The organism is Gilvimarinus xylanilyticus (assembly GCF_024195295.1).
Taxonomy (GTDB): Bacteria; Pseudomonadota; Gammaproteobacteria; order Pseudomonadales; family Cellvibrionaceae; genus Gilvimarinus; species Gilvimarinus xylanilyticus.
This window is the reverse complement of the sequence record NZ_JAMFTH010000002.1, coordinates 52312-78031: the sequence shown is the minus strand read 5'-3', so window position 1 is coordinate 78031 and position 25720 is coordinate 52312. Positions and strand designations below refer to the sequence as shown.

Sequence of the window (25720 nt, the reverse complement as noted above, 5' to 3'; positions counted from 1 at the left end):
CGGCCTTTTTTATATGCGAGTGTTTAATGTGTCCACTCTTGATCGAGTAGAGAGGCATTATCGCCGTCTAGTTTGATTTCGTGTTTGGTGGTTTTGCTATTGCCCACAAGGTAAAACTCGTAGATGACCACGCCATCCATCTGTTTGCTTTCGATAATCCGGTCTGGCTGCTGTCCCTCGAAAGTGTTTTTGTATAGGTTCTGCACGGCGGAGGGACACTCGTCAAGCGTCAGGTCTTTTTGAATTTCTACCGCTTCCCACAAACCCTGATCGTTCAACAGCATGTCAAACTCTATTTCTTCGCCGTCGGCTGTTTCACCCTCCAGGTCCAGATACTGGTTGCCGTGCTTGGATTCTTGTTCGGCCTCGCGCAAAACAAAGCCGGGTGCGAGTTTTTTTACCGCCTCAAGTGCTTGTGGCGGCACCTGCTCTACTTGAATATCTTGTTTCTGATATAAGTCTGTACCTACTTCTGATTGTGCGGCGCTAGCGGTGACGGATACGCCTAGTGATAAAAATACAAGCGTTGGGTGTATCAAGAGTTTCATAAAATGGCCCTATAGCTAAGTAATGAATAATATCTATGCACTGGCAGCTCAGGGGCTCTGCTGGTTTTTTAGTATTTGGTATCTTTTATTCTCTGTACTTAATGCAACGTCTGGCGATTTTTGGCCGTTACACCGAGATTTTAACCTATTTAATAGAACCGTGTGTGAAAGGTGTCAAAGCGCGAGCTCGGCTATTCGAGGCTGGCTTACCATAAGGTGAGGTGGTTTGAGGGGGGGGGCAATAAAGTCGCGCTGGACCTGCCTGTTTTTGCGCGGCGCAGCGAGTGGGCTAGTGGCTGGTCTCGGCGGTGGGACTAACTTGGCAAGTTCTAAGAGGGGGCTACCCTTGGCGACTGATAGATTCGATGAGTTACTAAAGCCCGCGTTCACGATATCAAGGCACCGCTTAATGCGGTGCCTTTCGTGCCCGGCCAGATTACTGATAACTAACGGTCCAGCGCTGTGGTGCGCCACCCCAGTATTCCCACTGACGGATGTCGCCACCGTCTGCGGTGCTGAACTCGAATACATCCAGTGCCTTACCGCTAGAGCGCGAGATAATACCGTAGGTGCCATTGCCTTCATCGACAATTTTCCACTGTTGGTTTTCCCCGCCCAGGTATTCCCACTGGCGAATTTCGCCACCGTTTTCAGTGCTAAAACCATACACGTCCAGCGATTTACCGCTGTGCGCCGCGCGGATGGAGTAGTAGCCGTTGTTTAGATTGACGATGTCCCACTGTTGATTAGCGCTGCCGTTGTCTTCCCACTGCACAACATTGGCACCATTGTCATGACTGCCCGAGGCGACCTCTAACAATTTTCCGCTATGTACCGAGGTAAAAGTAACGCGTCCGTTCGCTAAAGGGCCAGTGGGTTCATCGGCCAGGGAGTAATTGCGAGTAAAAGTCGGCCAGCCGTTGGCAAAATTTATTTCCATAATGTCCAAACGGGCGGGCCAGCCGTTGGCGGTGCGGCCGTCGTAGTAATGGAACGTTGCCAGATTTTGGCCGTAGTTATTCAGGTGACCGAAGTGTCCGGGACCAATGTAAATACCTTCGGTCGCCAGCACGGTGCTGCCGCCATAGTTCCACATATCAACGCCGCCCTGGTCGTGGAAAGGGCCGGTAGGGCTAGTAGAGCGACCCATTACCACATAGTAGTTGCTGGAGTTTCCCGCGCAGCAGTCACCTAGGTTGGCAAACATATAGTAGTAACCGTTCATGTATTGCACTTGAGCGGCTTCAAACTCGTGCCAGGCACCGTTGTTGCCCACAACTGGGTGGCGGTTATTGTCTAGCAAGTGGCCTGTGGCGGGGTTGATGGGGCGGATGTAAATACCGGCGTAGTGCGAACCATAGACCATCCACACATTATTGTTGGCGTCGCGGAACAGTCCCGCGTCAATCGCGTTGACTGGCTGGCCGCCGGAGTATGGTTCATCGATGGTGGAAACCACCATCCCCAAATCTTGCCAGTTGGGGTTGTTGAGCGAGTCGGTCACCATAACGCCGATGGCTGATTTCATGCCGGTGGAATCCGAGAAGGCCGAGTAGTACAAATAGTAACGGCCGTTCATTTTAATAATGTCCGGAGCCCAAAAGTTGCCGTCAAAACCTGGCACCTTGTCGTTAATCCAGCTTGGATAGGTGTTGGGGGCAACTGGTGAAGGTCCGCGTGACCAGTTAACCAGGTCGGTGGAGTAGAGCGCGTTGATGGGGAAGTTAGATGATCCGGCGCCCGTACCAAAAGTCCAGTAGGTATCGCCGTCTTTAACAATGGTCGAAGGGTCGTGAATGTCGGTCGTGCCATTTAGGGTAATGGCGTGACCTTGTAAGCATAAAAGTAGGCCCGCCAAAAGGCCCATTACTCGAGTCATGGAGCGAGTTATTATCATAGTACTCTCCGGTAATTGATTATTTTTGGGAGCACGCACAGCAAAAGCGTGGTAAACGCCTATATATAATAGGTATTACAATAGTATTATATTTAAGTAGTTTAAAAAGCGATTATCGTCTCGTTAAGGACGAGTTTTGATATTGATTCGAAATAGATATTCCGGAATACTAATTTCAAAACGCTATATGAGCTGAGGCGAACGAAAGTTATTTGTATGCTAAGACGCGCAAAAAAGGAGGCGTGACAAGCTTATAGTCTCTTGCGCGCGACCGGTGGCGCTAGGGTAATTTCGCCAGTCGCCAGGCTCCTGCCAGTGTGATCAACAATCCGCCTAGCAAGGGTGCCGCTAGCATGGCCGTGCCTAGCGCAAAGCCGTTAATCTGCAAGGGCCAATACAGGCCCCAGTGGCTTTGTGCGATGACGCTAAAGCCGCGTTCCAGAAGAACGGTTAGGGCTGTACCGGCGATGATTCCGATGGCGATTAGGGCGCCACTTTCAAGTCCCAGCAGGGTATAGATAAAGCGCCGTCGCGCGCCCAGCAACTGCAGTAACTGGAACTCCGCAACACGCCTGTCCAGATGACTGAGCAAACTGCTGGCAACACCAATCGCAGCCATTAGGGCGGCCAGCAAACCCAACCCCATTAAGGCCATTTGCACCCAATCCATCACACCCCACAATCGAGTTATCGCGACGCCCGGCAATATCGCTTGGGTGGGTTCGGTATCGCTCTGATTAATAGCGCGCTGAATTTGAAAGGTGCGTACCTTATTGGCGAGCGTCAGGTAAAAAGCACTCACCCGGTCCGGCTGCAGCGCTGCCGTTTCACCCAGTGTCGGCTGTGAGGGCAGGGTGGCCAGTCGGGCCGGGGGCCAGTGAATGGCCTCTATTGCCTCGGTACTGACTTGCAGGGTTTTATCAATGGGGGTGCCGGTGGGGGCAAGAATACCGGTAACGGTAAAAGTGCGCGCCTCGTGCTGTTGGAAGCTGTGATTGCCCAAACCGTGACTAAGGATGAGTTCTTTGCCCAGTGGGTATCCCAGGGTGCGGGCAACCTCGTGTCCCAAGGTCACTTCGAATACATGCGCAAAGGCCTTACCTTGGGTAAACACCGCTGTGTCGTGGGTGGCGGCCAGGTGATCGAACATCGCCTGATTGGTGCCGATCACCCGAAAGCCCTGGTGGCTGTCGCCCAACATCAAGGGGACGGCGCGTGCGACTCCGGGGCTCTTTTCCCATTGCTGGAACGTCTGCCAGCTTAGTTCGCGGCTGGGGGCACCCACATGAAAGGCTGAAAACAACAGCAGATTGACCTCGCCCGTGGGAGCGCCCACGATCAAATCAATGCCCTGCACGCTGCGGCTAAAGGCTGATTGGGCGCCGCGATAGACGGTATCGACGCTCAGTAAAACCAGGGTACTTAACGCCACCATAGCGATACAGACCGCCGCACTGAAGCGCCGGCTAAGCAGGCTTTTCCAGGCCAGACGAAACATCATAGCGGCTGGCTGACTTCGCTTAATTGGATCTGCTGATCAAAGCGCTCTCCCAGGGAGCGATCGTGGCTGGCGAATACCAAGGTGCAGCCGCGTTCACGTACCAAATCAAACAGTAAGTTCATAAAGTCCCGGCTGTTGGTGTCATCCAGCGCCGAGGTGGGCTCGTCGGCCAAAATCAGCGGCGGATCATTGATCAGAGCGCGGGCAATCGCAACGCGTTGGCGTTGGCCCACACTCAGCTGGGAGGCTTGGGTGTGCAGTATGGAATCGGGTAAGTTGAGACGCTGCAGCAAATCGGCCGCTTTGGCCCCGGTATCTTGTTCGTGGCGGTGAGCAAAGTGAGCGGCCAGACGAATATTATCCAGACAGCTTAAATAGTCCAGCACATTTAAATTCTGAAAAATAATACCCAGCTGGCGAGCCCGCCAGGGCGCCGTCTGCGCGGCGTGGCGCTGGTGCAAAGGCTCGCCCAGCACCCTAAGCTCCCCTTTAGTCGGGGATAATAGACCGGCGAGTAGATTCAAGAGTGTTGATTTACCGGCGCCCGAGGGCGCTTCTAAAAACACCGTCTGCCCGGCAGCCAATTGCCACTTTGGCAGGCGCCAGCGCGGACCCTGGCGGTGTCCGTATTCCAGCTCGGCAATATTAATGGCGTATTCGCGGGGGTTCATGAATGCTGCGCTGTCGGTCGCTTGAAAATGGCCGGTTATGTTATAACGTATTTTTTACGCTAGGCAAGGGTGATAAATGAAAGCGGTGTTAGCTTATGTAATGGTGGCAATGTGCTGGCTTAGCCCGGTGAGCTGGGCAGACGATTACCAAACTGTGGAATGGCCCGATCTAATGCCCGCCGAGGACTTGGAGGCACTGCTGAATCGCCCCGAATGGATAGACGAGGTGCCCGAGGGCGGCGAGGCCGACCAAATGCCTCCGGCGGGAGATGGCATAGCCGGCTTGCCCGAGGATGACCCCTACAGTCGTGCCTTACGCTCGGCCACAACAGTGCCCGAGTTCGATCAAAAAAATATCCGCATTCCCGGCTTTGTGGTGCCTTTAGTTTTCGATGACCAGCAGCGCATTATCGAGTTTTTATTGGTGCCGTTCTTTGGCGCCTGCATTCACTTGCCCCCACCGCCACCCAACCAGGTGATATACGCTAAGTTCGAAGAAGGCATTATTTTGGACGCACTCTACGATCCTTTCTGGGTGTCCGGGCATTTAACCATTGAGCTGGTCGAGACTGATTTGTCCCAAGCGGCGTATCAGATGCGTGTGGATGAAATGGGGTTGTATGCGGAGTAATCTGAAGAACGCAGAACGCAGAACGCAGAACGCAGAACGCAGAACGCAGAACGCAGAACGCAAAACGGATGCGTTGGATGGCGGAGTCTGACGCCGAAGCTTGTTTAAAAGGCCTTTTACCGCTAATACATTAGACACTTATACCCTATGCGAAAAAGTGACAAGAAAAAAGAAAACGCCATTATCCGAGCGCTGACTCAGGCGTGCGAAATTGCCAAAGACCGGGGCGATGGGTTTGAGTGGTTAACGCACTTTGTTGATTATGAACGATTCCCCCAATCACTTCAGGTCGTGTGTGTTTACAGCACCAACGAACAACTGGCTCGGACGGATCGCGGTGAGATTTGCTCGCTGATACAAACGAGCTTGGCATCGATTAATATTCAGTTGGGTAACATCCGCAAGCATGTCAGTTTTGATACCGAGGAAAATTGCGAGCGCGATAATAACGGTGATTGGAATAAACGCTTATGATATTAGCCTGTTCGGCTTGTATGGTGAGGTGCGTGGATCTCCGGTTTCTCTATAATAGCCAAAAATATGAGCGGTAAGCTATGATGGTTTTAGCCTTGGCGCTGTGCCTGCTTGGCACAGGTGCCATGCAATATATTCGTATTGTGCGTCAGTCCAGCGGCAAACAAATAGGCCAAAATGAGCACATGCTCGGCGTATTTTGTATCGCAGGTTTTGGCGCTATGCTTGTAATAGGCGCCAAGCAGCATTTGTGGTTGGGCTGTCTGCTGGGGGGAGTGGCGGTAGTTGTGGCCGGATTTGTTCCCGCTTTGAAAAAGGCCCAGGTTAATCACCTGCATTTAAGTGCTGTTTGGGTGGTTGCGCCCGTGGCGCTTTTGGTCTAGCTGGCTCTATTTTAAAGGCAACGATGGACAAACATTGAGGGAAGAACAGTTGAATAATATCAATGACTATCAAAAGGATATGAACACCGCTTATTACTATGGTGTGCCCGGAATAATTGCGTCGGGTTCTGTTTGGTTGCTGGCCGGGTTGGTGGCATTGCTGCACAGTGCAAACGTGGGTATTGCGACGTTAATTGTAGGCGGAACGCTCATCTTTCCGTTATCGGTGTTGCTGTGTAAGGCCCTGGGGCGCAGTGGCAAGCACCAAAAAGGTAACCCCTTGGCACCGCTCGCGATTGAGGGCACATTATGGATGTTGTTCTCCATTCCCATCGCCATCGGTGCCGCATTTTATCGTCCCGAATGGTTCTTTCCTGCCATGATGTTCGTCATTGGTGGGCGCTATCTGACCTTTAACACCCTTTATGGTAATCGAATTTTCTGGTTGTTTGGTGGGGTGCTATTTGCGGCCGCCTGGTTGCTGCTCGCGTTGCAAGTGCCTGTGTATGCCGGTGGTCTTACTGGTGGGATGATCGAGCTAGTCTTTGCGTTTATAATCTTTATGCAAAGCAAGAAAAGTTCGGCAGATTAGAATGTCATTACTAAATAATAAGGAGCGACAAAAAATGGATAACAGTAATGAATCAGAACCGAATAAAACGCATGACTTAACAGCGGCTCGGGATAGAGCGTATCAGGCCCAAAGTCGGACTCTCTACTGGCTCAAGTACGCTTTTACTTTTGCTTTAACCGCCGCCGTTTTAGGTACGCTTTCCGGGGTTTTAACAGCCGCGCTCTACGCACCTGTCGAACCGTTTGTGGTGGGAGTCGCGGTAATGATCTTATTCCATTTGTTTCGTGTTCCCGAACGGGTTGAGCGGCTGCTGCTGCGTCAATATCTCTAGCTTGCACAATACTGGAGGCACCCTTGATGCTCCCTGCCCGCTAAGGGCGGGTTGCCCGGGCAGTTGTTTGCGCCGAATTATAGGTTTTACCCAGAGCCTCTGCTAAGCTGCGCCCATCTTTCAGTGCAAGGAGTCTTACATGTCTTTTGCAGATTTCTCCCGCGTCGGAGAATACAACGAATTTCGCCAGCACGAGCTGCGCAAACGTCGGCTGGTGATGGTCGACGGCAACTTAATGGTTAACGACAATTCCCACGCCTTGGGCGAGTCGGCCCGCGCCTACCAAAACGGCTACTGGGGTTTTGCCTCGGCCACGCAACCCACTGGCGCCGATAAGCTCGGCAATATCGCTCTGGCCAATGCCCAGGCGCTGCAGCTCTTTGGCGGCAGTAGCCGCCCTCTGCCGCAGCAGGCCCATCAGGGCGAGCACGGTGTTGCCTGCAGACCCAATTGGTCATCGGAGCAGTTAATTGAATGGCAGCAGTCGGTCAACGACTTAGCGCGCAGCCGTTACGATAAGCTGGCGTCAATGACGGTGCTGGCGTTGGATGAATACCACGATAAGTTCGTCCAGAACAGCCTGGGGGCGCGCACTTACAACAATATCTCTCGCGCTATGGTCTACCTGCTAATGACCGTGAAAGACAAAGACGATAAGCCCGTAGAGCTGATGCAGGTGATTGGCGGTAAGGGCAGCTTTGGCGACTTGGATATGTCTATGGCCTCGGTCGAGGCGCAGCTGGATGAGCTGTACGAACACTTAATGGCCAAGCGCGAAGCGGTGCACGCCCAGGGTGGTTTGCAGTCTGTGGTACTCGCCCCAAACCTGGCCGGAATGCTGGCCCACGAGGCCATGGGTCACCCCTGCGAGGCCGACCTGGTGTTGGGCGGTGCGGTCACCGGCGACATGCGCGGTGAGCGTATCGCCAGCGACTTAATCACCATGGTGGATCTTGCCCACAGCTACGAGGGCCAAGAATTGGCGGTACCCGTGTACGCCGATGATGAGGGCACCCCCGCCCAAGATGTGACCTTGATTAAAGACGGCATACTCACCGACTTTATGCACAACCGCGAGACGGCCACCGCCTTTGATAACCCCGCTACGGGCAACGCGCGCGCCTACGGACCCGATGACGAGCCGCTGATACGCATGCGTAACACCGCCATTTTGCCCGGGACCAGTAAGTTGGACGATATGATTGCCGACGTAGAAGACGGTTACTACCTGATGAAAACCGGCAACGGCCAGGCCGATACCACCACCGAATTTATGTTTGGTATTAACCTGGGTTATGAAATCAAAAATGGCCAGTTGGGCCGTGCGATTAAAGACACCACCCTGTCGGGGTCGGCGATTAAAATGCTGCAATCGGTGGATGCCGTGTCGGGCGATATGCACTGGGACAGCAGCGGTTACTGCGGTAAAAAGCAGCCCATGGTGGTGTCTATGGGCGGCCCGGCGATTCGCGCCAAAGCACAGTTGGGGGGTGAATAATGCACGAGCAAGCCAATAAGATTTTACAAGCGCTTACCGGCGCCGGATTTGACGATGCCCGCGTCAGTATTACCGAGGCCGACGTGAACGAGCTGAATATCGCCCACAACCATGTCAGCTTAATGCGTACCACCCAAAACCAATCACTGGCGGTAATGGCGATAAAAGACAAGCGCCGTGTAACCGCATCGGTTAGCAGTCTGGATGAGTCGGTAATCGAAAAAGTCATCGCCGATTTACAGCGCGATGTGGCCACTTCACCTCAGGACGAAGCCTATGCCGTGGCACCCGGACAGAGCGGTGATTTTACCAAGGGCCCGCAGTCGGTTGATCGCGATGCCATTGCCGCGGCGGCCAAATCTCTGCTGCAAAGTCGCAGCGAGGAGTTTCCCAGCTTTCAAATTGAAGAGTGCGCGATTAAGCACACCCTGGCCAAAAACACGTTAGTCACTACCGCCGATACCCAGTTGAGCTCGTCGGTCGGCAGCTACGAAGTCATGATTATGGGCTCCAGCAAAGACGAGCACGGCAGCAGCTCGTTTACCTACACCGGCGGTGAAATGGATGCGTTACCTGAGCGTCTGACCGAAGTGCTGGATATTGGCGAAATCATGGCCAACAGTGTGCAGGAAACCCAAACCAGCATGATCAAAGAAAAGTTTACCGGCGATGTGGTGCTTATGCCCATGGCGGTGATGGATTTGATCGGCTGGCTCACCAGCCAGCTGGGTGACGGCGCCTTGATTAGCCAGACGTCGGTGTATCAGAAGTCTGTGGGTGACATGATTGGCGCACCTTCGCTGACCATTCGCAATAACCCCGAGGGGGCAGGCGAGCGTGCCTACAATGGCGAAGGCTTTACCATTGGTCCGGTCACTTTGGTGGACGGCGGCAAGCTGACGCGCTTACTGCCCACCTATTATGGCAGCCGTAAGCTGGATATCCCCTACACGGCATCGGGCGGTAGCTGGAGTATTGACCCCGGCAGTATCAGTCGCGCCGATATGCAGGCAAGCGTCGAGCGCGGCGCTTTGGTGGGGCGTTTGTCCATGGGCAGCCCGGCACCCAATGGCGACTTTTCTGGGGTGATTAAAAACAGCTTTTTACTGGAAAACGGCGTGCGCACTCAGGCGCTAACCGAAACCATGATTACCGGCAATGTCGCGCAAATGCTGCAGGATATTCAGGCCATCAGCGCCGAGGTGTCCGACTTTGGCGGCAGCCGTTTGCCATGGTTAAAAATCAGCGGCTTGCGATTTTCTTAAGGCTATTAGCTCGGCAAGCGAGATTGTTAGATGATTAGGCGACGCATGGAAGCGCTGCTATAAATTGAGGGGCATGCACGCCCTTAAAACCCGAGGTTCACTGTGAATCCTGGTTTTTAAGGGCTGTTTCGAAGTGCGTTGGCCCAGGCCACCTATTTGGCTCGGGTAGTCGTTGTTTCTCTATGGAGTTAATGGCTTAAAGCTCGTTACTCGTCATATTTTGCGCGCCAGCCACAAAAGCCGCAGTCGACAATTATTGGCTACTTTCTTTATATCATCTCCCTCTCACGCTATCCTGTCGGCTTTTATCTGACTCCAAGCTCATATGCGACTGCTCTACACTCTTATTTATGTTCTATTAATTCCCTTGGTGCTTTTGCGCCAGTGTTGGCGTGCCCGTCGAGATCGACGACATATTGAGCGACTGGCGGAGCGCTTTGGGTGGGTAAGTGCGCCGGCTAAGCAGAAAAAGCGGCTTTGGCTCCATACCGTATCCGTCGGTGAGTTTCTGGGAGCGCTGCCGTTAATTCACCAGTTGCTGCAGCGCGATGATTTGGAGCTTTGTATTACTAGCACCACGATTACAGGTTCCGAGAGGGTGCGTAATACTTTGGGTGATAAGGTGCTGCACAGCTATATGCCCTATGATTTGCCCTTTGCCATTTCCCGGTTTGTCGATCGCCTCCAGCCGGATGCTTTGGTGATAATGGAAACTGAGCTCTGGCCCAATACCCTGGCCGTGGTTGGTCGCAAAAGATTGCCCAGTGTGTTGATAAATGCCCGACTTTCAGAGCGCTCGGCGCGTGGCTACGGCCGGTTTGCTAAGCTCAGCGCAGCAATGCTCAGCCATTTGTCGGCCGCCGCGATTCAGCAGCAGGCCGATGCCGACCGTTTTACCCAGCTGGGGTTGGTACCCGCCAAGGCCCTGGTGACCGGTAATATTAAATTTGATATCAGGCTCACTGATCAGCTGCGTGAGCAAAGCCAGCAGTTGGCGAATCAATGGAATCCAAGCGGTAGGCGTCAGGTGTGGTTGGTGGCGAGTACTCACAATAGTGAAGATGAAATTATTCTGGACTCGCTGAGTAAGCTTCGCGAGCAGGGCATTGGCGCCGATAAGCTGTTGCTGGTGCTTGTGCCTCGTCACCCGGAGCGATTTGATCGAGTCGGAGAGCTGATTCACAGCCGAGGCTTTAGCTGTGTGCGCCGCTCCGCGCAGCAAGCACCATGTGCTCAAACTGACGTGGTGTTAGGTGATACCATGGGGGAGCTGATGCTGCTGTACGGCGCTAGTGATATTGTGTTTATGGGCGGTACTTTGGCCGATGTGGGCGGCCATAACTTTATTGAGCCCGCCGTCTGGGCCAAGCCGCTACTGGGCGGGCCGGTGTTATACAATTTTGCCGAAGTATCAAGATTGTTAATCGAGGCCCAGGCGTTAAAAATCACGCCGGATGCCGAGGCTATAGCGGCGGAAGTGAAGCGGTTGTTTGCGGATGACAGCGCGCGGGTACATGCCGGGCAAGCGGCGCTTCAGGTCGCTGAGCAAAATCGAGGTGCGCTGGCCCGAACCGTCGCGGTTATTGAACGGTTTATTTGAAGAAACGGTATGCTTTGTTCGGCTTTTTTATAAGTTCACTGCCGGTGCATTAATGGTGACCGGCTCGGGACAGTTTTTGGGCTGTTTTCAATTGAAGTGAACTCATTTAAGCTTGTTATTGGCATTTCAACTCTGTGATATGCAGAAGCTCACCCGCTGGTCCCCACAGGTAAAACACCTGGCCCCAGTGTTCTTGTTGTATTTCGGTGATTTTTGTTTTGTATTCCGATTTTTTGCACAGGCTAAATGCGGCATCGATATCAGTAACGCATACTTGCAGCATAAAATTATCTGCTAATTTGGGTGTATAAAATCGTTGCAAAAAGAAAAAGCATTTGCCGCTTTGAAACAAAGTTAAGTCATCCGAGACGTGTTCCGCTCGGAAGCCAATGTCGGTATAAAACGACTTTGAAGCGTCGTAATCCTTACTTGGAATGAAGGGTTTTATATGAGTTATGTCCATGCTTGCTTCCTGCTAAATGGCAATCTTCTGAGGGCGGGCTATTTTTCAGTTGGTGAAAAAATCAAAAACATTGCCTGCCATTGATGATGGTTTTTTATAAAATTCCGTGTAACCACACCCTGCACATGAGATGGTTACGTATTTCTTGTTCTGAACATCAAATATTCGCGACCAAAACCCTCCTGATACGCGCATTTCGCCTTCTTCATATGTTTTTGTTTCGCATTTTATGCATGTCCAGGCTTTGCTCTCCATATTTAATTGCTTCCTTTCTTATGTGGTTCCAGTGAACAAAATCGTCCAGCTGTGAGTGTACAGTGCGTTTATTTAAACGCTTGGTTTCAATACGCCGCTTTATCTGTTTAGATAAGTCAAGCTTTGCAAGTTGGTAACTGTCGTCGATGTGTTCTAGAGTCTCATCCGTCGGGACTGTGCCAATGTTCTTTGCTTATAGAGGCGGCGGAAGATTGCCAGTCGTCGTGTGTTGTAACCCGATGATCTCTGGTCGACACGCCACTTTGCTATTTTAACTTCAGCCTCTCCCGGAATCCCGAGTTAACCATCATCCAAAGGGAAAATCACTTTTCTGTATTTTTATGCCTCAGCACAGAATGTTCTGGGAGCTCTTGCCAATGTAAGGGTTTTTACGCCGCTCGGCAAGGTTGCTATAACTGCCTGAAAGTAATTCCTGTTTAGAGAGGTTGCCTCTGTAGAATGGCAAGTAGGAAGAACAGTCTGGTTCTGAGGGGGATGAGATAACAGGGGGGGTAAGATTGCTTTGTGAGGTCAGTAACAAGTCGCGCTTTTTATCTGGGTTCCGTGTCGTGGCACGGAATCCAGATAAAAAAGTAGCGCTTTATTATTGGTCTAATCCCCTTGAGAGCGAGCCGAACGACAGCCAAGCTGTGCTTGGCGGCCCAAATCATTAAGCGTCGGCCTGCAAACCCTCGCGTTTCTCCAGCCGCCACGCCAACCCAAAAAACACCAACCCAATCACCGCCGTAATCGCCCCCACAAACCCGGTAGAGCTCCAACCAAATCCGGCGGAAATGGCAAAGCCACCCAGCAATGGGCCAATAGCATTGGCGGTGTTAAAGGCCGCGTGGTGCGAGGCGGCGGCCAAGGTGCGGGCGCCGGTGGCGACGTCCATTAGGTGAGTTTGCAGCGGCGGGGAAATAGCCGCGACCGTGCCCACGGTGAAAATAGCGACCAGCAAGCTCCAAAGGTGTCCGGTGGTAAAGGGGTAAACCAGCAGCACGATAATGCTCCATACCAGCAGCCAGCCCACCGCTTTAAATTGGTATTTATCGAACAGCCAGCCACCCAAAAAGTTGGCGCAAAAACCGCCAAAACCAAATACACCCATGGCAATGGGAATCCAGTTCTCGCCCACTCCGGTCACGTGCAAAATAGTGGGGGCCAAGTAACTAAACACACAGAACACCCCGGCGAAACCAGTGGCGCCAATCATCAGCGCCAGCCATACGCGCGGGTTGTTAAACGCTTTTAACTCCGTCAGTGGGTTGTTGCGCAGTTGCTGACGGTTAAAGGGCACAAAGGCAAAGATCAGCGCGACGGTGATTACCGATAAAATGCCCACCAAGGCGAAAGCGTAGCGCCAGCTCATGGTTTGCCCCAGCCAGGTGGCCAACGGGTTGCCGATGAGAATGGCGAGGGTCAGCCCCACCATCACCCGGCTGACGGCCTTTCCGCGTTGGTTGGGTGGCACCAGGCTTGCGACCACCAAGGCTGCTACGCCAAAGTAGGTGCCGTGGGGTAGGCCTGCAATAAAACGCATGGCCAGCAGTGATTCGTAATTGGGGGCAAAGGCGCTGGCAATATTCGCGACCGCGTAAAAGCCCATAAGCAGGATCAGTAAATGCCGGTGAAATAGTTTGGCCCCGAACACGGCCAGCACGGGCGCGCCTACTACCACGCCAAACGCATAGGCGCTGATGATATGCCCTACCTTGGGTTCGCTGACGCCCAGGTCGCTGGCGATGCCTGGCATCAGGCCCATGGCGGCGAACTCGCCGGTGCCGATGCCAAAGCCTCCTAAAGCCAGGGCTATTTCAATTAGCCACATGGCGCCTTTACTGATTTTGGGTTGTTCTGTCTGCATAATTCCTTCGCGTATTAACGAGCTTTACCCGGTACATGCAGGCATGTCCGGTTATCAATGATAGTCGGGGTTTTGATTGGAGTTATGGAAAGCGGGTTATTGTACGCTAAGCGTACAGGCTTGAGTGTAAGGGCGTGTTAATGGTTAGTGAATACGTATGCGGCCGACAGCTCGCTGCCAGCCGCACCGGTTTACTTGGCGTCGGGCAGGGTAATATTCAGCTCCAGCACCGAGCAGTCGTCTTCGTTGTCCACTTGTACCGACACCTGATCCTGTTCAATGTCCACATACTTGCGGATCACTTCCAGAATTTCCTGCTGCATCAGCGGCAGGTAGTCGGGTTGGCCGCGGTTACTGCGCTCGTGAGCGACAATAATCTGCAGTCGCTCTTTGGCGACCGACGCCGAAGAGGTCGGTTTGTTCTTTTTTAACAGATAGTCAAGAATGCCCATTACTTGCCTCCCAGCAGACGCTGTAAGAATCCTTTTTTCTGTTGTTCCAAAAAGCGATGTTCTACGTCTTCACCCAGCAGTCGTGCCACGGCATCGGAGTAGGCTTGTCCGGCTTCAGACTCTTCATCCAGAATAACCGGCGCGCCCTGGTTAGAGGCCTTTAGCACCGCTTCGGATTCAGGGATAACGCCCAGTAGGGGGATTGCCAGGATTTCTTCCACATCGGCCACACTCAGCATTTCGGCGCTGGCCACGCGCGAGGGGTTGTAGCGGGTTAACAGCAAGTGCTCTTTAACCGACTTGCCCTGTTCGGCCATACGCGATTTGCTTTGCAAGATGCCCAGAATACGGTCCGAATCGCGCACCGAGGACACCTCGGGGTTAGTGACCACAATCGCCTCTTCGGCAAAGTACAACGCCATTTGCGCGCCCTGCTCAATACCGGCGGGAGAGTCGCAAATAATATAATCAAAGTCTTGGGCCAACTCGTCCAGCACGGCCTCGACGCCTTCGTAGGTGAGGGCGTCTTTGTCGCGGGTTTGCGAGGCAGGCAGAATAAACAGGCCTTCGGTACGCTTGTCTTTGATCAGGGCCTGTTTGAGCGAGGCCTCTTTATTAATCACATTCACAAAGTCGTACACCACGCGGCGTTCGCAGCCCATAATTAAGTCCAGGTTGCGCAGGCCCACGTCAAAATCGATAACCACAGTTTTGTGGCCACGCAATGCCAGGCCAGTAGAAATGGCGGCGCTAGAGGTGGTTTTACCCACGCCGCCTTTACCCGAAGTCACAACAATAATTTTAGCCACGGTGTTTCCTCAATGTGTTGGGCACTGATTACAGTGCGGCAATTTCAATAGAATCGTCTTGTAAAAAAATCTGTGCCGGTTGCTTCCAGCAACTGTCCCGCAGGGTGTCGTTGAGCACAAAGTGCCCGGCAATGGAAACCAGTTCGGCCTCCAGATGCTGACAGAATATACGCGCATTGGGGTTATCGCGCACCCCCGCCAGGGCACGGCCGCGCAGGGGGCCATAGGCGTGAATGTTGCCATCGGCAATCACCTCGGCCCCTTCGCTCACCTGGGCAAGCAAAATTAAGTCGCTGCCCTCGGCGTAAACTTGCTGTCCCGAGCGCACCGGGCGCTCGATAATGCGGGTGGGGCGGCTGGCCGCGTCGGGCGTCGGGGTACTGGCGGTGGCCGGTTCGGGCTGAGCTGTGGGTTCGCTGTCGGCCTTTTCGGGGCGTGGGCGCGAGGCGGGTAAATGCACTAATCCCAGGTCTTTGGCCATTTTGGCCTGGGGCTCGCTGCCACCTTTACAGCCGAACAGCTGAAAACCCAGCGACTGACAGTGTTTGATAATCTCCTGCAGCTGCTCTTTTTGCAGCTCGCCGGTAAACGATGCCAGGTTAATAAACAGTGGCGAACCGGTAAAAAACAACGGTGCCGATTGCACTTTTTCGTGCAGGGTGCGGGCAAATTCTTCGCTTTGGTAGTGGTATAAGTCCAGCACCATGCTGGTGACGCTGGTGCCTTTTATTTGAAAGCAGGGGTCTGCCATCGAGTCATCCTGATATTTTTGCGCACGGCGGTATTAAGCCGTTTGATCAATGAGGGCAGGTTAGCGACGCGGCGCCGGACAGAAAAGCGCCTTGGCGCGGTTTTGCCAAGTGGGCCGCAATATAGCAAATATTGCGGCCTCACCATAAGGGGGAGGAGATATAAGGCGCTATTTTTTCAGCGCGGCGACGGCGTGGTAGGCGGGTTTGCGCTGATAATCGCGATCGAATAGCAGCGGATAGTTGGTGCGGCCGGTCACTGGGAAGTCGTTCTTCCAGGACTCGCTATCACCCGTGCCCCAGAAGGTCACGCGGGCGATTTTGTCGCGGTGCTTTAAAAACAGCTTAAACCACTCGGCGTAGCGCGCGGCCAGTTTTTCCTCCATGTCGGCGGGCAGACCATTGGGGTAGGGGTTCAGCTCGTCGGAGTATTCAAAACTGTCGGAAATCTCGGCGCCAATGTGGTCCCAGGCTACCGGCAGCATATCCAGGTCCAGCTCGGTAATATGCACGGCAACACCTTCGGCGGCAAAGGCTTCAATGCTTTTTTCAAACTCGGCGATGTCGGGGTACTCTAGGCCCACATGGCCCTGCATGCCGACGCCGTCAATGGATACGCCATTTTTCTTAAGGCGCTTAATCATATCGACCACAAACTCGCGTTTACCGGGGTTGTGCATGTTGTAGTCGTTGTACAGCAGGTGCGCCTCGGGGGCGGCCTCGCGGGCGTAGCGAAAAGCGTGGTCGACAAAGTCGGGGCCTATTTGATTAAACCAGGGGCTTTTACGCCAGCCTTTGTCTTCATCCACCGCTTCGTTGACGACATCCCAGGCGTGGACGCGGCCGCGGTAACGTCCGGCCAGGGTATCAATATGGCTTTTCATGCGCGCCAGCAGAGCCTCGCGCGACAGCGGTTGGCCCGCGTCATCGTTAAACACCCAGCGCGGGGTTTGCGAGTGCCACACCAGTACGTGGCCCACCATATACATGCCGTGCTGCTCGCCCAGGGCCATAAATTTGTCGGCGTGGTCCCAAACCCATTTTTCGGGTTCGGGGTGGACGCGCTCCCACTTCATGTCGTTTTCCATGGTCATGGCGTTAAATTCGCGGGCCACCAGGGCGTTAAAGCCCGCGGGCGGATTGTTCAGACGCGCGTTGCCTATGGCGGTGCCGATATAAAAGTCGTTTTTATACAGATCTTTTAAACCGGTCTGTTCAAGGGCTTTGGCAATGGCGTTTTGTTTGGTGGTGGCCAGTGCCGCCGCTAAAAGCGCCGAGCGCTTTAAGAGTGTCCTGCGATTTATTGTCATTATTCACCTGCTAAAAAGTTACTACCACATAAGGTCATCGGGAATTACATAGTCCTTGTAGGGATCGTCCTCGTCCTGAGCATCGCTGCTGACGGTATTGGCCACCAGTACATAGGCCGGGTCGCGCTCGGCAATTTTGTCGGCAATCATCTTGGGCACCAGTTCGTAGGTATCGCCCAGCTTTACAATGTTCAGTTGGCCACGAGTGATTCGGCCGTGGGCCTGCTCGCCCAACAGCAGCTTTTTAATTTTTTTGCCGTCGGTGAAGTTGTATTCCAGCTCGGACTCGCGCCCCTCGTGTTTGGGCTGGCGGTTGGTCTCGATCAGCTGTTTAATCTGCGCGGCAATGGCTTTTTTCTCGGCCTGGGCCTGACGCTCGCGGTTGAGTTCGCGGTCGCGCTCGGCTTTAGCGGCGCGCGCGGCCTCGGCGCTTTGGCGACTCTCGCTGACCAATGTCTGGCCGGACTTGGTCGCAACCTTCTGCTGCTTGTGTTTCTCTTTCTGTATTTTTTTGGCCTTTTTGGCGTCTATCAGGCCGGCGTTTTTAAGCTGATCTTGCAGCGATGCCATGGATTACCTCTTTTGGTCAATATTACTATAACTTGTGCCCAGCGCAAGAGGGCCGGGGTTTAATTAATGTAAACAGGTCTGTGTAAAGAACAGAAGAATAGCCACCTTCGCGCGTGGCAACAAGCACCAGCAGCCTGCTAGGGCGCAGGTTACAATAGCGCTATGAATTTACTCCTGCCGCCATCGCTTATTTTACTGGGGTTGAGTCTGGCCCTGTCGCTGCCCGCCTTGGGGTGGGCGCTATGGCGCGCGCCCTGGCGTCAGCTGGCGGTAAGTAATCAGCGCCAGCACGCGTTTTTTGCTGCGATTTTGGCGCTGGGCTTGTTCTGGCTGTTACAGGTTGAGGTGCGCGATAGCCTGGGGTTTCACCCCATGCTAATCACCGTGGTGACCATGATTTTTGGCTGGCATTTGGCGTTGGTGATTGGTGCTCTGGCTCTAGTCGCGTTGCAGCTATATCGCCTCGCGCTCTGGGGCAGTCTGGACGGCTGGGCTCAGGCATTACAGGCATTGGAGCCCGCTACCTTGCCGGTGGATTTTGTCTTAAGCGTTCTGGTGCCCGCCAGCTGGACGCTGGTTGTTTTATTCCTGGTGGATCGCTGGCGTTTTAAGAATCCGTTCACTTACTTTCTGGGTGTCGGTTTTTTTGGTGCCATGCTTAGCTGCCTGTGGTTGGGTGCCGCAGCGTTTGCGCTTTTTTATGCGAGCGGTAGCGAGGCCCCGCTGGCCGTGCTGCGCGAACACGGCCTGCTGTTTGTGCTGATGATGTTCCCGGAAGGTTTTTGTAACGGCGCTTTGGCGACGGTGTTTACCATTCTCTGGCCGGATATGGTGAAGACCTATCGGGATGAGTGGTATTTGGGGGATTGATCGTCGGACGTCTGAGGTCGGATGTCTGATGCTGTTGAACGCAGAACGCAGAACGCAGAACGCAGAACGCAGAACGAATGGGTCGGATGACGGACGTCTGATGTCTGACGCCAAAGCCTGTTTTATTGGCTTTGGCTGTCGCGGATACTGATCATCAGACATCAGACATCAGACATCAGACATCAGACCTCAGACCTCAGACCTCAGACCTCAGACCTCAGACATCAGACCTCAGACATCAGACCTCAGACAAGCGCTTAGCGCACAATCCCAGCCCAACCCCCACCGCTGGCCAGGTTGATCTCTATGGTGTCTCCGGCGCTGATGCTGCGTTGTTCGCGTTTGTAGTCTTCGGCGTAGTGTTCGGTGTTAAGACCGTCGCGCAATAGATCCAGCTGGTACTCGCCTTCGCCCAAAAAGCTAAAGTCGACTTTTAAGGTGCGGGCGGTGTCGTCGGTCATGGCGCCCAGGTACCAGGCGTCGCCACTGCGTCGGGCTACCAGAATATAGTTACCTACCGAAGCATCCAGTACCCGGGTTTCGTCCCAAACCGAGGGGAAGTGGGCGATAAATTCGGTCACTTCCGGCTCTTTTTGATAGGTTGAAGGCGACTCGCACAGCATCTGCAAGGCGCTTTCGTATACGGCGTACATAGCCACTTGGTGGGCGCGGGTGCCGATGCTCACCGGACGAAAGTGGCTAACGTGATGCTGCGGCAAGTGAGCGTTGCGCAGCGCGCCCGGGGTGAAATCCATGGGCCCGGCCACCATGCGGGTAAAGGGCAGGGTGACGTTGTGCTCGGGGGTAATGTCCTGGCTCCACTTGTTGTTTTCGTTGCCTTTAACCCCTTCATAGGTCATAACATTGGGGTAGGTGCGGCGCAGGCCGGCGGGTTTAAAGCCGCCGTGGTAGTCCACCAGTAACTGGTGTTTGGCGGCCTCTTTGGCGATTTTTTCGTAGTAATTCACCATGTACTGATCTGAGCGCTGCATAAAATCGATTTTAATACCCGCCGCGCCCCATTCGCCGTAGGTTTTAAGGATGTTTTGGTAGTCTTTATCCAGCGGCCCCCACAGCGCCCACAGAATAATCCCCACGCCTTTTTCTTTGCCGTAGCGAATCAGTTCGGGGATGTCCATGTCGGGGTTGGACTCGACGATGTTGGTGGTGGTTTTGGTCCAGCCTTCATCCAGAATGACGTATTCCAAGCCATAGTCGGCGGCGAAATCGATGTAGTATTTGTAGGTCTGGGTGTTTAAGCCTGCCTCAAAATCCACGCCGAATAAGTTGTTGGCGTTGTACCAGTCCCAGGCGATGCGGCCGGGCTTTACCCAGCTGGCGTCTGGCAATTGGTTTTCTTCGGCCAGCAGCCACACCAGCTCGCTTTGCACTAACTCGGCATCACTGTCGGTGATAACCGCCAGGCGCCAGGGAAAGGTGCGATTGCCATTAGTGTCGGCAATGTGTTTGGCCATGGTGATGTCTTGGTTGCGGTCTTCAGCGCCCGCCATGGGAGTGGCTTTGGTGACGACGCCCGGATGCTTGGCGGTTACGCCGTCGGTGCCTGTGCCTGCAACAAAAAGGCCGGGGTAATCGCGCAAATCGCTTTCGGTAAACAGTATATTGATGCCGTCGGCGTTAAAGTACACCGGCAGCGAGGCAAAGCGCGGCGCTTCAATCTCGGCCAGAATCTCCGGCACATACAGGCGCTCGTAGTGGGAAATTAAGGTCTCTTCTTCGGGGAATAACGTCTCGGTCAGCTCGGGGAAGTTGAGTGCCATTATCTCTTCTTGCACCACAATTTGCTGGTCGTTTTCGCCCACAAATCGATAGGCGGCGCCATCGTTATAGGCTCTAAAATCCACCCCATAGCCGTTGGCAAAGCGCAGCTTAAGCTCGCGGTAATGCTCTTTTATCTGAGCGTTTTTGTGCGCGACGGCGGGGGTTAACAGGTTCTCGACCTCGGTGGTGTCGGCTGAGGTTACTTTGATCTCGCTGGCAATATTGCCGTCGCCTTTGAGCACCAGCCCCAATTCACTGGGGGCAATAGCGGGTTTGCCGTCCAGGCTGGCCGACCATTGCAGAACCTCGTCGGTATTGATGTCTAGTGTCAGCTCGCCATTGGGAGAGGTCAGCTCAAAGCTGTCGGCTTGGCTTAGTGGTGCGAGAAAAGTGCCGAGTAACAGTGCGCCGGTGGCGGCTTGCCAGGTCAGTTTCATAGATACCCTTTTTATTTTGTAACCGGTTAGATGGCAATATCTTGCCTCGGCTGGGGGCCGCAGACAAGTAAAGAAGTTTAAGACTTGTGCAGAGTAAAAAGTAGCGGCAGACTCTGGCAAGCAAGTTGATGGTCCCGATCCACTTGATTGTCGCCCTTTAAAATACTGGCGGCCGTGCCAATTGCCGGGTGAATAATAACAAGGAATTTGTCGATGGAAGCACTCAACCGCCCCCAGGCGCAGGCCCGGGCCGACGATATTTACGCTTTTCGCCGCGAGCTGGCGCGAGTGGAGTCGGTTCTGTCGCTTAGCGACAGCCAGCGCGAGGCGATAACCGATTATCATCGCGAGCAGTTACAGCAACTGCAGCAATCGCACGATGTCGATTTAGTGGAGGGCGCCAAACGCCTCAGTCTGGGCATGCAGGTGGTCAGCTTTATCGGTGCCTGGGCCCTGGCGGCCAGTGTGTTTTTCTTTTTTCAGCAGTACTGGGGGCTGCTTGGCACTGTGTGGCAAGTGGCCGTGTTGGTGGCCGCCCCGCTTCTCACTTTGGCGCTTGTGGTCGCGATTGCAAAGCGCGATGGGCAGGCCCGTTACTTCGCCAAAATCGCCGCTATGATCAGCTTTGCCTGCTTTGTGATTAATATCGCTTTACTGGGGCAGATGTTTAATTTTAGTCCCTCGCCTGGGGCGCTGGCGGTTTACGCGGTATACGCGGCGCTGTTGGCCTATGCCCTGGGGGTGAAGCTGCTGTTGGCGGTAGCTATATTGGCGCTGTTTGCCTTTATTGGCGCGCAAAGCGCCACCTACAGCGGCACTTACTGGTTGTCGGTGGGTGAGCACCCTGAGCATTTTATCTTGCCTACCCTGGTGCTGTTTTTCCTGCCCTCGGTCATTTCTCAGGCGCGCTTTGAGGGCTTTGCCAGTATTTATCGCGTCTTGTCACTGACCGCCCTGTGTGTGGTGATTTTGGTGTTGGCCAACTGGGGCCGTGCCAGCTATTTGCCATGGGAGCACAACACCATCGAAGGCGTTTATCAGCTGTTGGGTTTTGCCGTCAGCGCCGGCGCCATTGGGCTTGGGGTTAAGCGGGGTTGGGCACCGGTGGTGGCTACCGGCAATGTGTTTTTCTTTTTGTTTCTCTACACCAAGTTTTTTGATTGGTGGTGGAATTGGTTGCCCAAGTCACTGTTCTTTTTGCTGTTGGGGCTTACGGCTTTGTTGGCGCTGGTGGTGTTTTCGCGGCTGCGCAAGCTGGCGGGGGCAGGGGTATGAAGCTGTTCTGTTATGCGGCCATTGTGGTGGTCGGCGTTAACGTTTGGATGTTGGCCCAAGTGGGAATCAACCGGCACTGGGGGGAGGTAAAGCGTCTCGATCTGACCGAGCGCGAGCTGGCGCTGGCGTCGACCCGCGCCCACGATGCCACCCGCACTTTATCATTGCGTTGGCAGGGCAATTCGCCTTTATCCCGCTATGGTTTTTACCCCAGCCACAGTATGGCGCTTAGTGAAACGGCCTTTAATGCATTGGATTTGGGCGGCGAGAATTGCCATGGGCGCCGCGACTCTCGCGATGGATTTGTGTTGTTGGTGTATGGCGGGGCGCCCTACCAGCGCTTGCTGGCACAGTATCAGCAAAACCTGGCCGACGCTGAAACCCTGGCGCTCAGCGGCCGCGAAGATGACATCGAGGCGCTGGAGCGGGCGCAGCGGCAGTTCACCAGCCAGCGACAGGGAGCATCGCGCCTGATTGCCGTCGCGGTCGCCGTTACCGAATCTGCTCTGGTTGAGACAGCGGCGGAGTATTCCGAGCCAGTTCTGCTTTTGCCCGCGCGCATTGCACCCTATGCAGAGTGCGAAACCCGTAAGGTAAACGTGCGCCTTAGGGGCGTGGGACAATTTCATGTAAGTCGGTCTCAGGCGCAACAGCTAGGGGTGAGTGCCACTACGGTCAGTTATCAGCAACCGCTGGCTAAACCTAAACCTCGCTACCGGGCCACTCTGGCGCTGGGGGCATTGGGAATGCCGTGGATTGACAGTGTGGAGCCTTGTGAGGGTGATTGTGGGAAATAAAAAGGGCGCCGATGGGCGCCCTGAGGGGAATACTTAGAAGCTGACGCGAAACACCGTAGAGGGTTCGGGCTCGGCCATATTGCCGCGCACCTGCACGCGGTTATCGGTGTTGCGGATTTCCTCCAGCACCGGGTCGTAGCCAAATTGCATGCGGCTTTGCATTTTTTCGCGAGTCTCGTCAGAGATTTCCCAGCGCGGGGTGGTATCGGGTATTTCCAGCTCGGGTGCCTCTTTGCGCCAGCCACGAGCCTGTACCACGACTTCCTCCACCACACGTTCATCGTAGGCGGCGGCCCCGCCGCCGTCTTGTGCGGTTGCGGTGAACGCGACACTGCCAGCGACCAGGCTGAGCATTAAAGTATCTTTAAGCGCCATGTTATTGCGCCTCCCGCCACTCCAGGCTATCAAACCAGTAATCTTGAGTGGCTGGTAACCAGCGATCAGCTGTGCGTGCCATCACCCAAGCATTTAAAAAGTTTAGCAGTGCCTGGTCGCCTTTGCGCACGCCAAAGGACACTTTGTAGCTAAGCAGCGGCTCGGGCAGGGGGACGTCGATGGTGTCGCTGTTGTCCATGGCGAAAAAGCGCACTACCGCCTGGCTGGCGACATAGCCGTGGGCCTTGCCTTCCAGAATGGCTTTTTCGGCCTTATCGGCTGTATCGAAGGTTTGGATATTCGCCTGGGTAAACACCGAGGGGGCCAAGCTCGCGCCAATGCTGTCGTTTACCACGGCAATGGTGATGTCTTTGTGGTTGAGCTCGGTCAGCGAGCGGATGTGTTTGGTTTTGTCGGTGTGGGTGGCCAAACCTACGCCCGATTCGGAGTATGGCTGTGAGAATTCCAGGCGCAGGGCGCGCTTGGGGGTAACCGCAAGGCCCGCAGCAATCACGTCAATTTCGCCCTTGTTAAGCGCGGGCATAATATCGTCCCACTCGTAAACTTTGATTTCGGGCTTTACCCCCATATCGGCGGCCAGTTTACGGGCAATATCGGCGTCAAAGCCGCTCAGCTCGCCTTTTTCATTTTTAATGGTCCAGGGGGTGAACAGGGCCACGCCCACGCGCAGGGTTTCTTTGTCCAGCACCTTGTCCAGGGTGTCGGCTTGCGCTTGCAGGGTGAAAAGACTGGCTACCAGCAGGCACAGGCCGGTAAATATTTTTGCCACAGATGTCATGGGTTACTCCGTTATGGGTTCAATCAAATCCGGGGTTGATACTATTACACGAATGGGGGGAATACCACCTTGGGGGTGGCTGGGTGTGTTTTGTGTTTATTTTGATTGGGGTGAATATTGCCTAGCGACCCGTTTTTAAATTGAGCTGTAACCGTGGAACCGATAGGGGTTTTCGCCCAATTACGACTGAGCCGAGTGGAGGCCGATTTTAGGGGTTGAGCGCTCTTGGACGAGCGCGAAAGGTCTAAGCGCACATGGACGTGCGGTTTAGACCGACCGCTAAAATTGGTTGGAGCGAGGGGACCCCGTAGGGGCCAGTTGTTGGGCGAGGTTTTTGGTTACTTTTTGCCGAAAAAAGTAACTCGCAACGCCCGGCGACGCGGGCTTATTAAAAGGGATTAGGATCTTTCACATTCTTCTGCAAGGTAGTGGGCTGACTCGGGGCCAAAGCTTTCTACACATTGATACACGCGTATTCCCACGGCATCCGGTTTAGATGTAATCGGGGCAAATGAGGATGACCACGAGTAGCCTATTAGTCGCTACTCCCTTAAATGGATATATCAATCAAACGGTCGTCGGTAGCGCTCGTCGCGGGGTGGGATAATATCGCCGTCTTCGTCCATGTCGGGGTAGGGCAGGTTGTGCTTGCGGCAGTATTTCACCATTTTGGGGTGCATCCATTCGAACAGGGTGGTCCAGTAGTGGTCATCTTCTTCCAAGGGGCGCTCGTATAACCCTGCACGAACGCGTTGTTCCATAGCGGTTTGCAGGATAATCGCGGCGGCGACGCTGACGTTGTAGCTTTCGACCAGTCCCATATTGGGAATGGTCAGGTGGGCGTCGGCCTCGGCGGCGGCATAGTCCGATAAGCCGCGTTTTTCGGCGCCCATAATGAGTGCGAAGGGGCGGGTAAAATCGGCTTCGCGGTAGTCGATGGCGCGCTCGGACCAGTGGGCGGCATACAGGGTAAAGCCCTGTTGGCGCAGGGCGCTGCAGCCCTCTTCAATGGTGTCGTGCACCGTCTGGCTGGTAAAGCGGCCTATGCCGCCCGCGGTATTGTGATACACCAGGTGGCCGCGCTCGGGGCGTACCATATGAATGTGGCCAATGCCGGCGGCTTCGGCGGTGCGTAAAATGGCAGAAATGTTCTGAGCTTTGTGGACTTTGTCGGTCAGCACGGTCATGTCGGGCTGACGCTGACGCAAAGCTTTTTTAAAGGTTTCGAAACGCTCGCGGCTCATGGTGTTATCCGGGCAAAAAAGGCGTCATTATAGCGGGGCCGCTGGGCAAATCGCAGGAGGTTGTATGAAAGCGTCCGAGTTTTTGAAAAAGTACGAGAAAGAGCAGCAGGAAAAAGAGGCCGAAGATCACTCGCTGGAGCACAATGCCCGCGAGCGCGCGGCGCACTTGGAGCAGGGCCTAAATGTGGGTTCACCCTACGATTGGGAGGACCTGGAAAAGTACAAAGCCGAGCTTGCGCGTATGGAGCGCGAAGGGCCGGGCAAAGCCAAAGGCGATAAAGAAAAGGATTAAC

The 25720-nt window shown here is 54.2% G+C and carries 28 protein-coding genes; 12 read left to right on the top strand and 16 right to left on the bottom strand.

Going from position 1 to position 25720, the window contains the following annotated elements; translation table 11 throughout:
• Window positions 1-23 precede the first annotated feature (23 nt).
• The 4 genes from M6D89_RS09295 to M6D89_RS09280 form a co-directional block, all read right to left on the bottom strand.
• Window positions 24-548 (bottom strand): PepSY-like domain-containing protein, encoded by a 525-nt coding sequence (locus tag M6D89_RS09295; RefSeq protein WP_253967789.1) that lies wholly within the window; start codon window positions 546-548, stop codon window positions 24-26.
• Between the two features lie 436 nt (window positions 549-984).
• The gene (locus tag M6D89_RS09290; RefSeq protein WP_253967788.1) at window positions 985-2445 is read right to left on the bottom strand and encodes a family 43 glycosylhydrolase; all 1461 of its coding nucleotides are present in this window, start codon (window positions 2443-2445) and stop codon (window positions 985-987) included.
• 280 nt (window positions 2446-2725) lie between these two features.
• Complete coding sequence (locus tag M6D89_RS09285; RefSeq protein WP_253967787.1) at window positions 2726-3946, bottom strand: ABC transporter permease; 1221 nt, start codon at window positions 3944-3946, stop codon at window positions 2726-2728.
• Window positions 3943-4617 (bottom strand): ATP-binding cassette domain-containing protein, encoded by a 675-nt coding sequence (locus M6D89_RS09280; protein ID WP_253967786.1) that lies wholly within the window; start codon window positions 4615-4617, stop codon window positions 3943-3945. Before M6D89_RS09280 ends, M6D89_RS09285 begins: the two co-directional genes overlap by 4 nt.
• 76 nt (window positions 4618-4693) lie before the next feature.
• On the opposite strand from M6D89_RS09280, the gene M6D89_RS09275 reads away from it, so the two are divergent.
• From M6D89_RS09275 to waaA, 8 genes are all read left to right on the top strand, one after another.
• Window positions 4694-5248, top strand: a complete 555-nt coding sequence (locus M6D89_RS09275; protein WP_253967785.1) for a DUF3299 domain-containing protein — start codon at window positions 4694-4696, stop codon at window positions 5246-5248.
• A gap of 147 nt (window positions 5249-5395) precedes the next feature.
• The gene (locus tag M6D89_RS09270; RefSeq protein ID WP_253967784.1) at window positions 5396-5722 is read left to right on the top strand and encodes a hypothetical protein; all 327 of its coding nucleotides are present in this window, start codon (window positions 5396-5398) and stop codon (window positions 5720-5722) included.
• Between the two features lie 80 nt (window positions 5723-5802).
• A complete protein-coding gene (locus M6D89_RS09265) occupies window positions 5803-6105 on the top strand; it encodes a hypothetical protein (RefSeq protein WP_253967783.1) in 303 nt (100 codons plus the stop codon).
• Window positions 6106-6154: 49 nt separating this feature from the next.
• A complete protein-coding gene (locus M6D89_RS09260) occupies window positions 6155-6697 on the top strand; it encodes a DUF7010 family protein (RefSeq protein ID WP_253967782.1) in 543 nt (180 codons plus the stop codon).
• A gap of 34 nt (window positions 6698-6731) precedes the next feature.
• Window positions 6732-7010 carry a hypothetical protein gene (locus M6D89_RS09255; RefSeq protein ID WP_253967781.1) on the top strand — a complete coding sequence of 93 codons (279 nt, stop codon included), beginning with the start codon at window positions 6732-6734 and terminating at the stop codon, window positions 7008-7010.
• 139 nt (window positions 7011-7149) lie between these two features.
• The gene (locus M6D89_RS09250; RefSeq protein ID WP_253967780.1) at window positions 7150-8508 is read left to right on the top strand and encodes a TldD/PmbA family protein; all 1359 of its coding nucleotides are present in this window, start codon (window positions 7150-7152) and stop codon (window positions 8506-8508) included.
• On the top strand, window positions 8508-9773 hold the full coding sequence (locus M6D89_RS09245) for a metallopeptidase TldD-related protein (RefSeq protein WP_253967779.1): 1266 nt from the start codon (window positions 8508-8510) through the stop codon (window positions 9771-9773). The genes M6D89_RS09250 and M6D89_RS09245 overlap by 1 nt, the downstream gene beginning before the upstream one ends.
• 325 nt (window positions 9774-10098) lie before the next feature.
• Window positions 10099-11373, top strand: coding sequence for a lipid IV(A) 3-deoxy-D-manno-octulosonic acid transferase (gene waaA, locus M6D89_RS09240; RefSeq protein WP_253967778.1), 1275 nt, complete (start codon window positions 10099-10101; stop codon window positions 11371-11373).
• 115 nt (window positions 11374-11488) lie between these two features.
• Here the strand turns inward: waaA and M6D89_RS09235 are convergent, their stop codons facing one another.
• The 8 genes from M6D89_RS09235 to M6D89_RS09205 form a co-directional block, all read right to left on the bottom strand.
• Window positions 11489-11836: a VOC family protein gene (locus tag M6D89_RS09235; protein ID WP_253967777.1), complete on the bottom strand. Its 348-nt coding sequence runs from the start codon at window positions 11834-11836 to the stop codon at window positions 11489-11491.
• Window positions 11837-11881: 45 nt separating this feature from the next.
• Window positions 11882-12091 carry a zinc ribbon domain-containing protein gene (locus tag M6D89_RS17475; RefSeq protein WP_418930353.1) on the bottom strand — a complete coding sequence of 70 codons (210 nt, stop codon included), beginning with the start codon at window positions 12089-12091 and terminating at the stop codon, window positions 11882-11884.
• 670 nt (window positions 12092-12761) lie between these two features.
• Window positions 12762-13958 carry an MFS transporter gene (locus M6D89_RS09230; protein WP_253967776.1) on the bottom strand — a complete coding sequence of 399 codons (1197 nt, stop codon included), beginning with the start codon at window positions 13956-13958 and terminating at the stop codon, window positions 12762-12764.
• Window positions 13959-14149: 191 nt separating this feature from the next.
• The gene (gene minE / locus M6D89_RS09225) at window positions 14150-14410 is read right to left on the bottom strand and encodes a cell division topological specificity factor MinE (RefSeq protein ID WP_253967775.1); all 261 of its coding nucleotides are present in this window, start codon (window positions 14408-14410) and stop codon (window positions 14150-14152) included.
• A complete protein-coding gene (gene minD / locus M6D89_RS09220; protein ID WP_253967774.1) occupies window positions 14410-15219 on the bottom strand; it encodes a septum site-determining protein MinD in 810 nt (269 codons plus the stop codon). The genes minE and minD overlap by 1 nt, the downstream gene beginning before the upstream one ends.
• Window positions 15220-15247: 28 nt before the next feature.
• Window positions 15248-15970: a septum site-determining protein MinC gene (gene minC / locus M6D89_RS09215; protein ID WP_253967773.1), complete on the bottom strand. Its 723-nt coding sequence runs from the start codon at window positions 15968-15970 to the stop codon at window positions 15248-15250.
• Between the two features lie 168 nt (window positions 15971-16138).
• Window positions 16139-17278: an endo-1,4-beta-xylanase gene (locus M6D89_RS09210; RefSeq protein ID WP_253967772.1), complete on the bottom strand. Its 1140-nt coding sequence runs from the start codon at window positions 17276-17278 to the stop codon at window positions 16139-16141.
• Window positions 17279-17299: 21 nt separating this feature from the next.
• The gene (locus M6D89_RS09205) at window positions 17300-17848 is read right to left on the bottom strand and encodes a DUF2058 domain-containing protein (RefSeq protein ID WP_253967771.1); all 549 of its coding nucleotides are present in this window, start codon (window positions 17846-17848) and stop codon (window positions 17300-17302) included.
• Between the two features lie 162 nt (window positions 17849-18010).
• Here M6D89_RS09205 and M6D89_RS09200 point away from each other — a divergent pair, with 162 nt between their 5' ends.
• A complete protein-coding gene (locus tag M6D89_RS09200; protein ID WP_253967770.1) occupies window positions 18011-18718 on the top strand; it encodes a hypothetical protein in 708 nt (235 codons plus the stop codon).
• 257 nt (window positions 18719-18975) lie between these two features.
• Here the strand turns inward: M6D89_RS09200 and M6D89_RS09195 are convergent, their stop codons facing one another.
• On the bottom strand, window positions 18976-20937 hold the full coding sequence (locus tag M6D89_RS09195; RefSeq protein WP_253967769.1) for a glycoside hydrolase family 97 protein: 1962 nt from the start codon (window positions 20935-20937) through the stop codon (window positions 18976-18978).
• A gap of 213 nt (window positions 20938-21150) precedes the next feature.
• On the opposite strand from M6D89_RS09195, the gene M6D89_RS09190 reads away from it, so the two are divergent.
• Entirely contained in the window at window positions 21151-22212 is a 1062-nt protein-coding gene (locus M6D89_RS09190) for a DUF2157 domain-containing protein (protein WP_253967768.1), read from the top strand.
• Window positions 22209-23009: a DUF4824 family protein gene (locus M6D89_RS09185; RefSeq protein ID WP_253967767.1), complete on the top strand. Its 801-nt coding sequence runs from the start codon at window positions 22209-22211 to the stop codon at window positions 23007-23009. The genes M6D89_RS09190 and M6D89_RS09185 overlap by 4 nt, the downstream gene beginning before the upstream one ends.
• Before the next feature lie 33 nt (window positions 23010-23042).
• On the opposite strand, the gene M6D89_RS09180 is transcribed toward M6D89_RS09185, so the two are convergent.
• The 3 genes from M6D89_RS09180 to M6D89_RS09170 form a co-directional block, all read right to left on the bottom strand.
• Entirely contained in the window at window positions 23043-23384 is a 342-nt protein-coding gene (locus M6D89_RS09180; protein WP_253967766.1) for a hypothetical protein, read from the bottom strand.
• Between the two features lies 1 nt (window position 23385).
• Window positions 23386-24183 (bottom strand): transporter substrate-binding domain-containing protein, encoded by a 798-nt coding sequence (locus tag M6D89_RS09175; protein WP_253967765.1) that lies wholly within the window; start codon window positions 24181-24183, stop codon window positions 23386-23388.
• A gap of 563 nt (window positions 24184-24746) precedes the next feature.
• The gene (locus tag M6D89_RS09170; RefSeq protein ID WP_253967764.1) at window positions 24747-25427 is read right to left on the bottom strand and encodes a TrmH family RNA methyltransferase; all 681 of its coding nucleotides are present in this window, start codon (window positions 25425-25427) and stop codon (window positions 24747-24749) included.
• Window positions 25428-25491: 64 nt separating this feature from the next.
• On the opposite strand from M6D89_RS09170, the gene M6D89_RS09165 reads away from it, so the two are divergent.
• On the top strand, window positions 25492-25719 hold the full coding sequence (locus M6D89_RS09165; protein WP_253967763.1) for a peptidase S14: 228 nt from the start codon (window positions 25492-25494) through the stop codon (window positions 25717-25719).
• Window position 25720: the final 1 nt, after the last annotated feature.

Bases quoted from the DNA above. Each gene is read 5' to 3' on its own strand.
- M6D89_RS09295 (WP_253967789.1), bottom strand. From the start codon at position 548: ATGAAACTCTTGATACACCCAACGCTTGTATTTTTATCACTAGGCGTA.
- M6D89_RS09290 (WP_253967788.1), bottom strand. From the start codon at position 2,445: ATGATAATAACTCGCTCCATGACTCGAGTAATGGGCCTTTTGGCGGGC.
- M6D89_RS09285 (WP_253967787.1), bottom strand. From the start codon at position 3,946: ATGATGTTTCGTCTGGCCTGGAAAAGCCTGCTTAGCCGGCGCTTCAGT.
- M6D89_RS09280 (WP_253967786.1), bottom strand. From the start codon at position 4,617: ATGAACCCCCGCGAATACGCCATTAATATTGCCGAGCTGGAATACGGA.
- M6D89_RS09275 (WP_253967785.1), top strand. From the start codon at position 4,694: ATGAAAGCGGTGTTAGCTTATGTAATGGTGGCAATGTGCTGGCTTAGC.
- M6D89_RS09270 (WP_253967784.1), top strand. From the start codon at position 5,396: ATGCGAAAAAGTGACAAGAAAAAAGAAAACGCCATTATCCGAGCGCTG.
- M6D89_RS09265 (WP_253967783.1), top strand. From the start codon at position 5,803: ATGATGGTTTTAGCCTTGGCGCTGTGCCTGCTTGGCACAGGTGCCATG.
- M6D89_RS09255 (WP_253967781.1), top strand. From the start codon at position 6,732: ATGGATAACAGTAATGAATCAGAACCGAATAAAACGCATGACTTAACA.
- M6D89_RS09250 (WP_253967780.1), top strand. From the start codon at position 7,150: ATGTCTTTTGCAGATTTCTCCCGCGTCGGAGAATACAACGAATTTCGC.
- M6D89_RS09245 (WP_253967779.1), top strand. From the start codon at position 8,508: ATGCACGAGCAAGCCAATAAGATTTTACAAGCGCTTACCGGCGCCGGA.
- waaA (WP_253967778.1), top strand. From the start codon at position 10,099: ATGCGACTGCTCTACACTCTTATTTATGTTCTATTAATTCCCTTGGTG.
- M6D89_RS09235 (WP_253967777.1), bottom strand. From the start codon at position 11,836: ATGGACATAACTCATATAAAACCCTTCATTCCAAGTAAGGATTACGAC.
- M6D89_RS17475 (WP_418930353.1), bottom strand. From the start codon at position 12,091: ATGGAGAGCAAAGCCTGGACATGCATAAAATGCGAAACAAAAACATAT.
- M6D89_RS09230 (WP_253967776.1), bottom strand. From the start codon at position 13,958: ATGCAGACAGAACAACCCAAAATCAGTAAAGGCGCCATGTGGCTAATT.
- minE (WP_253967775.1), bottom strand. From the start codon at position 14,410: ATGGGCATTCTTGACTATCTGTTAAAAAAGAACAAACCGACCTCTTCG.
- minC (WP_253967773.1), bottom strand. From the start codon at position 15,970: ATGGCAGACCCCTGCTTTCAAATAAAAGGCACCAGCGTCACCAGCATG.
- M6D89_RS09210 (WP_253967772.1), bottom strand. From the start codon at position 17,278: ATGACAATAAATCGCAGGACACTCTTAAAGCGCTCGGCGCTTTTAGCG.
- M6D89_RS09205 (WP_253967771.1), bottom strand. From the start codon at position 17,848: ATGGCATCGCTGCAAGATCAGCTTAAAAACGCCGGCCTGATAGACGCC.
- M6D89_RS09200 (WP_253967770.1), top strand. From the start codon at position 18,011: ATGAATTTACTCCTGCCGCCATCGCTTATTTTACTGGGGTTGAGTCTG.
- M6D89_RS09195 (WP_253967769.1), bottom strand. From the start codon at position 20,937: ATGAAACTGACCTGGCAAGCCGCCACCGGCGCACTGTTACTCGGCACT.
- M6D89_RS09190 (WP_253967768.1), top strand. From the start codon at position 21,151: ATGGAAGCACTCAACCGCCCCCAGGCGCAGGCCCGGGCCGACGATATT.
- M6D89_RS09185 (WP_253967767.1), top strand. From the start codon at position 22,209: ATGAAGCTGTTCTGTTATGCGGCCATTGTGGTGGTCGGCGTTAACGTT.
- M6D89_RS09180 (WP_253967766.1), bottom strand. From the start codon at position 23,384: ATGGCGCTTAAAGATACTTTAATGCTCAGCCTGGTCGCTGGCAGTGTC.
- M6D89_RS09175 (WP_253967765.1), bottom strand. From the start codon at position 24,183: ATGACATCTGTGGCAAAAATATTTACCGGCCTGTGCCTGCTGGTAGCC.
- M6D89_RS09170 (WP_253967764.1), bottom strand. From the start codon at position 25,427: ATGAGCCGCGAGCGTTTCGAAACCTTTAAAAAAGCTTTGCGTCAGCGT.
- M6D89_RS09165 (WP_253967763.1), top strand. From the start codon at position 25,492: ATGAAAGCGTCCGAGTTTTTGAAAAAGTACGAGAAAGAGCAGCAGGAA.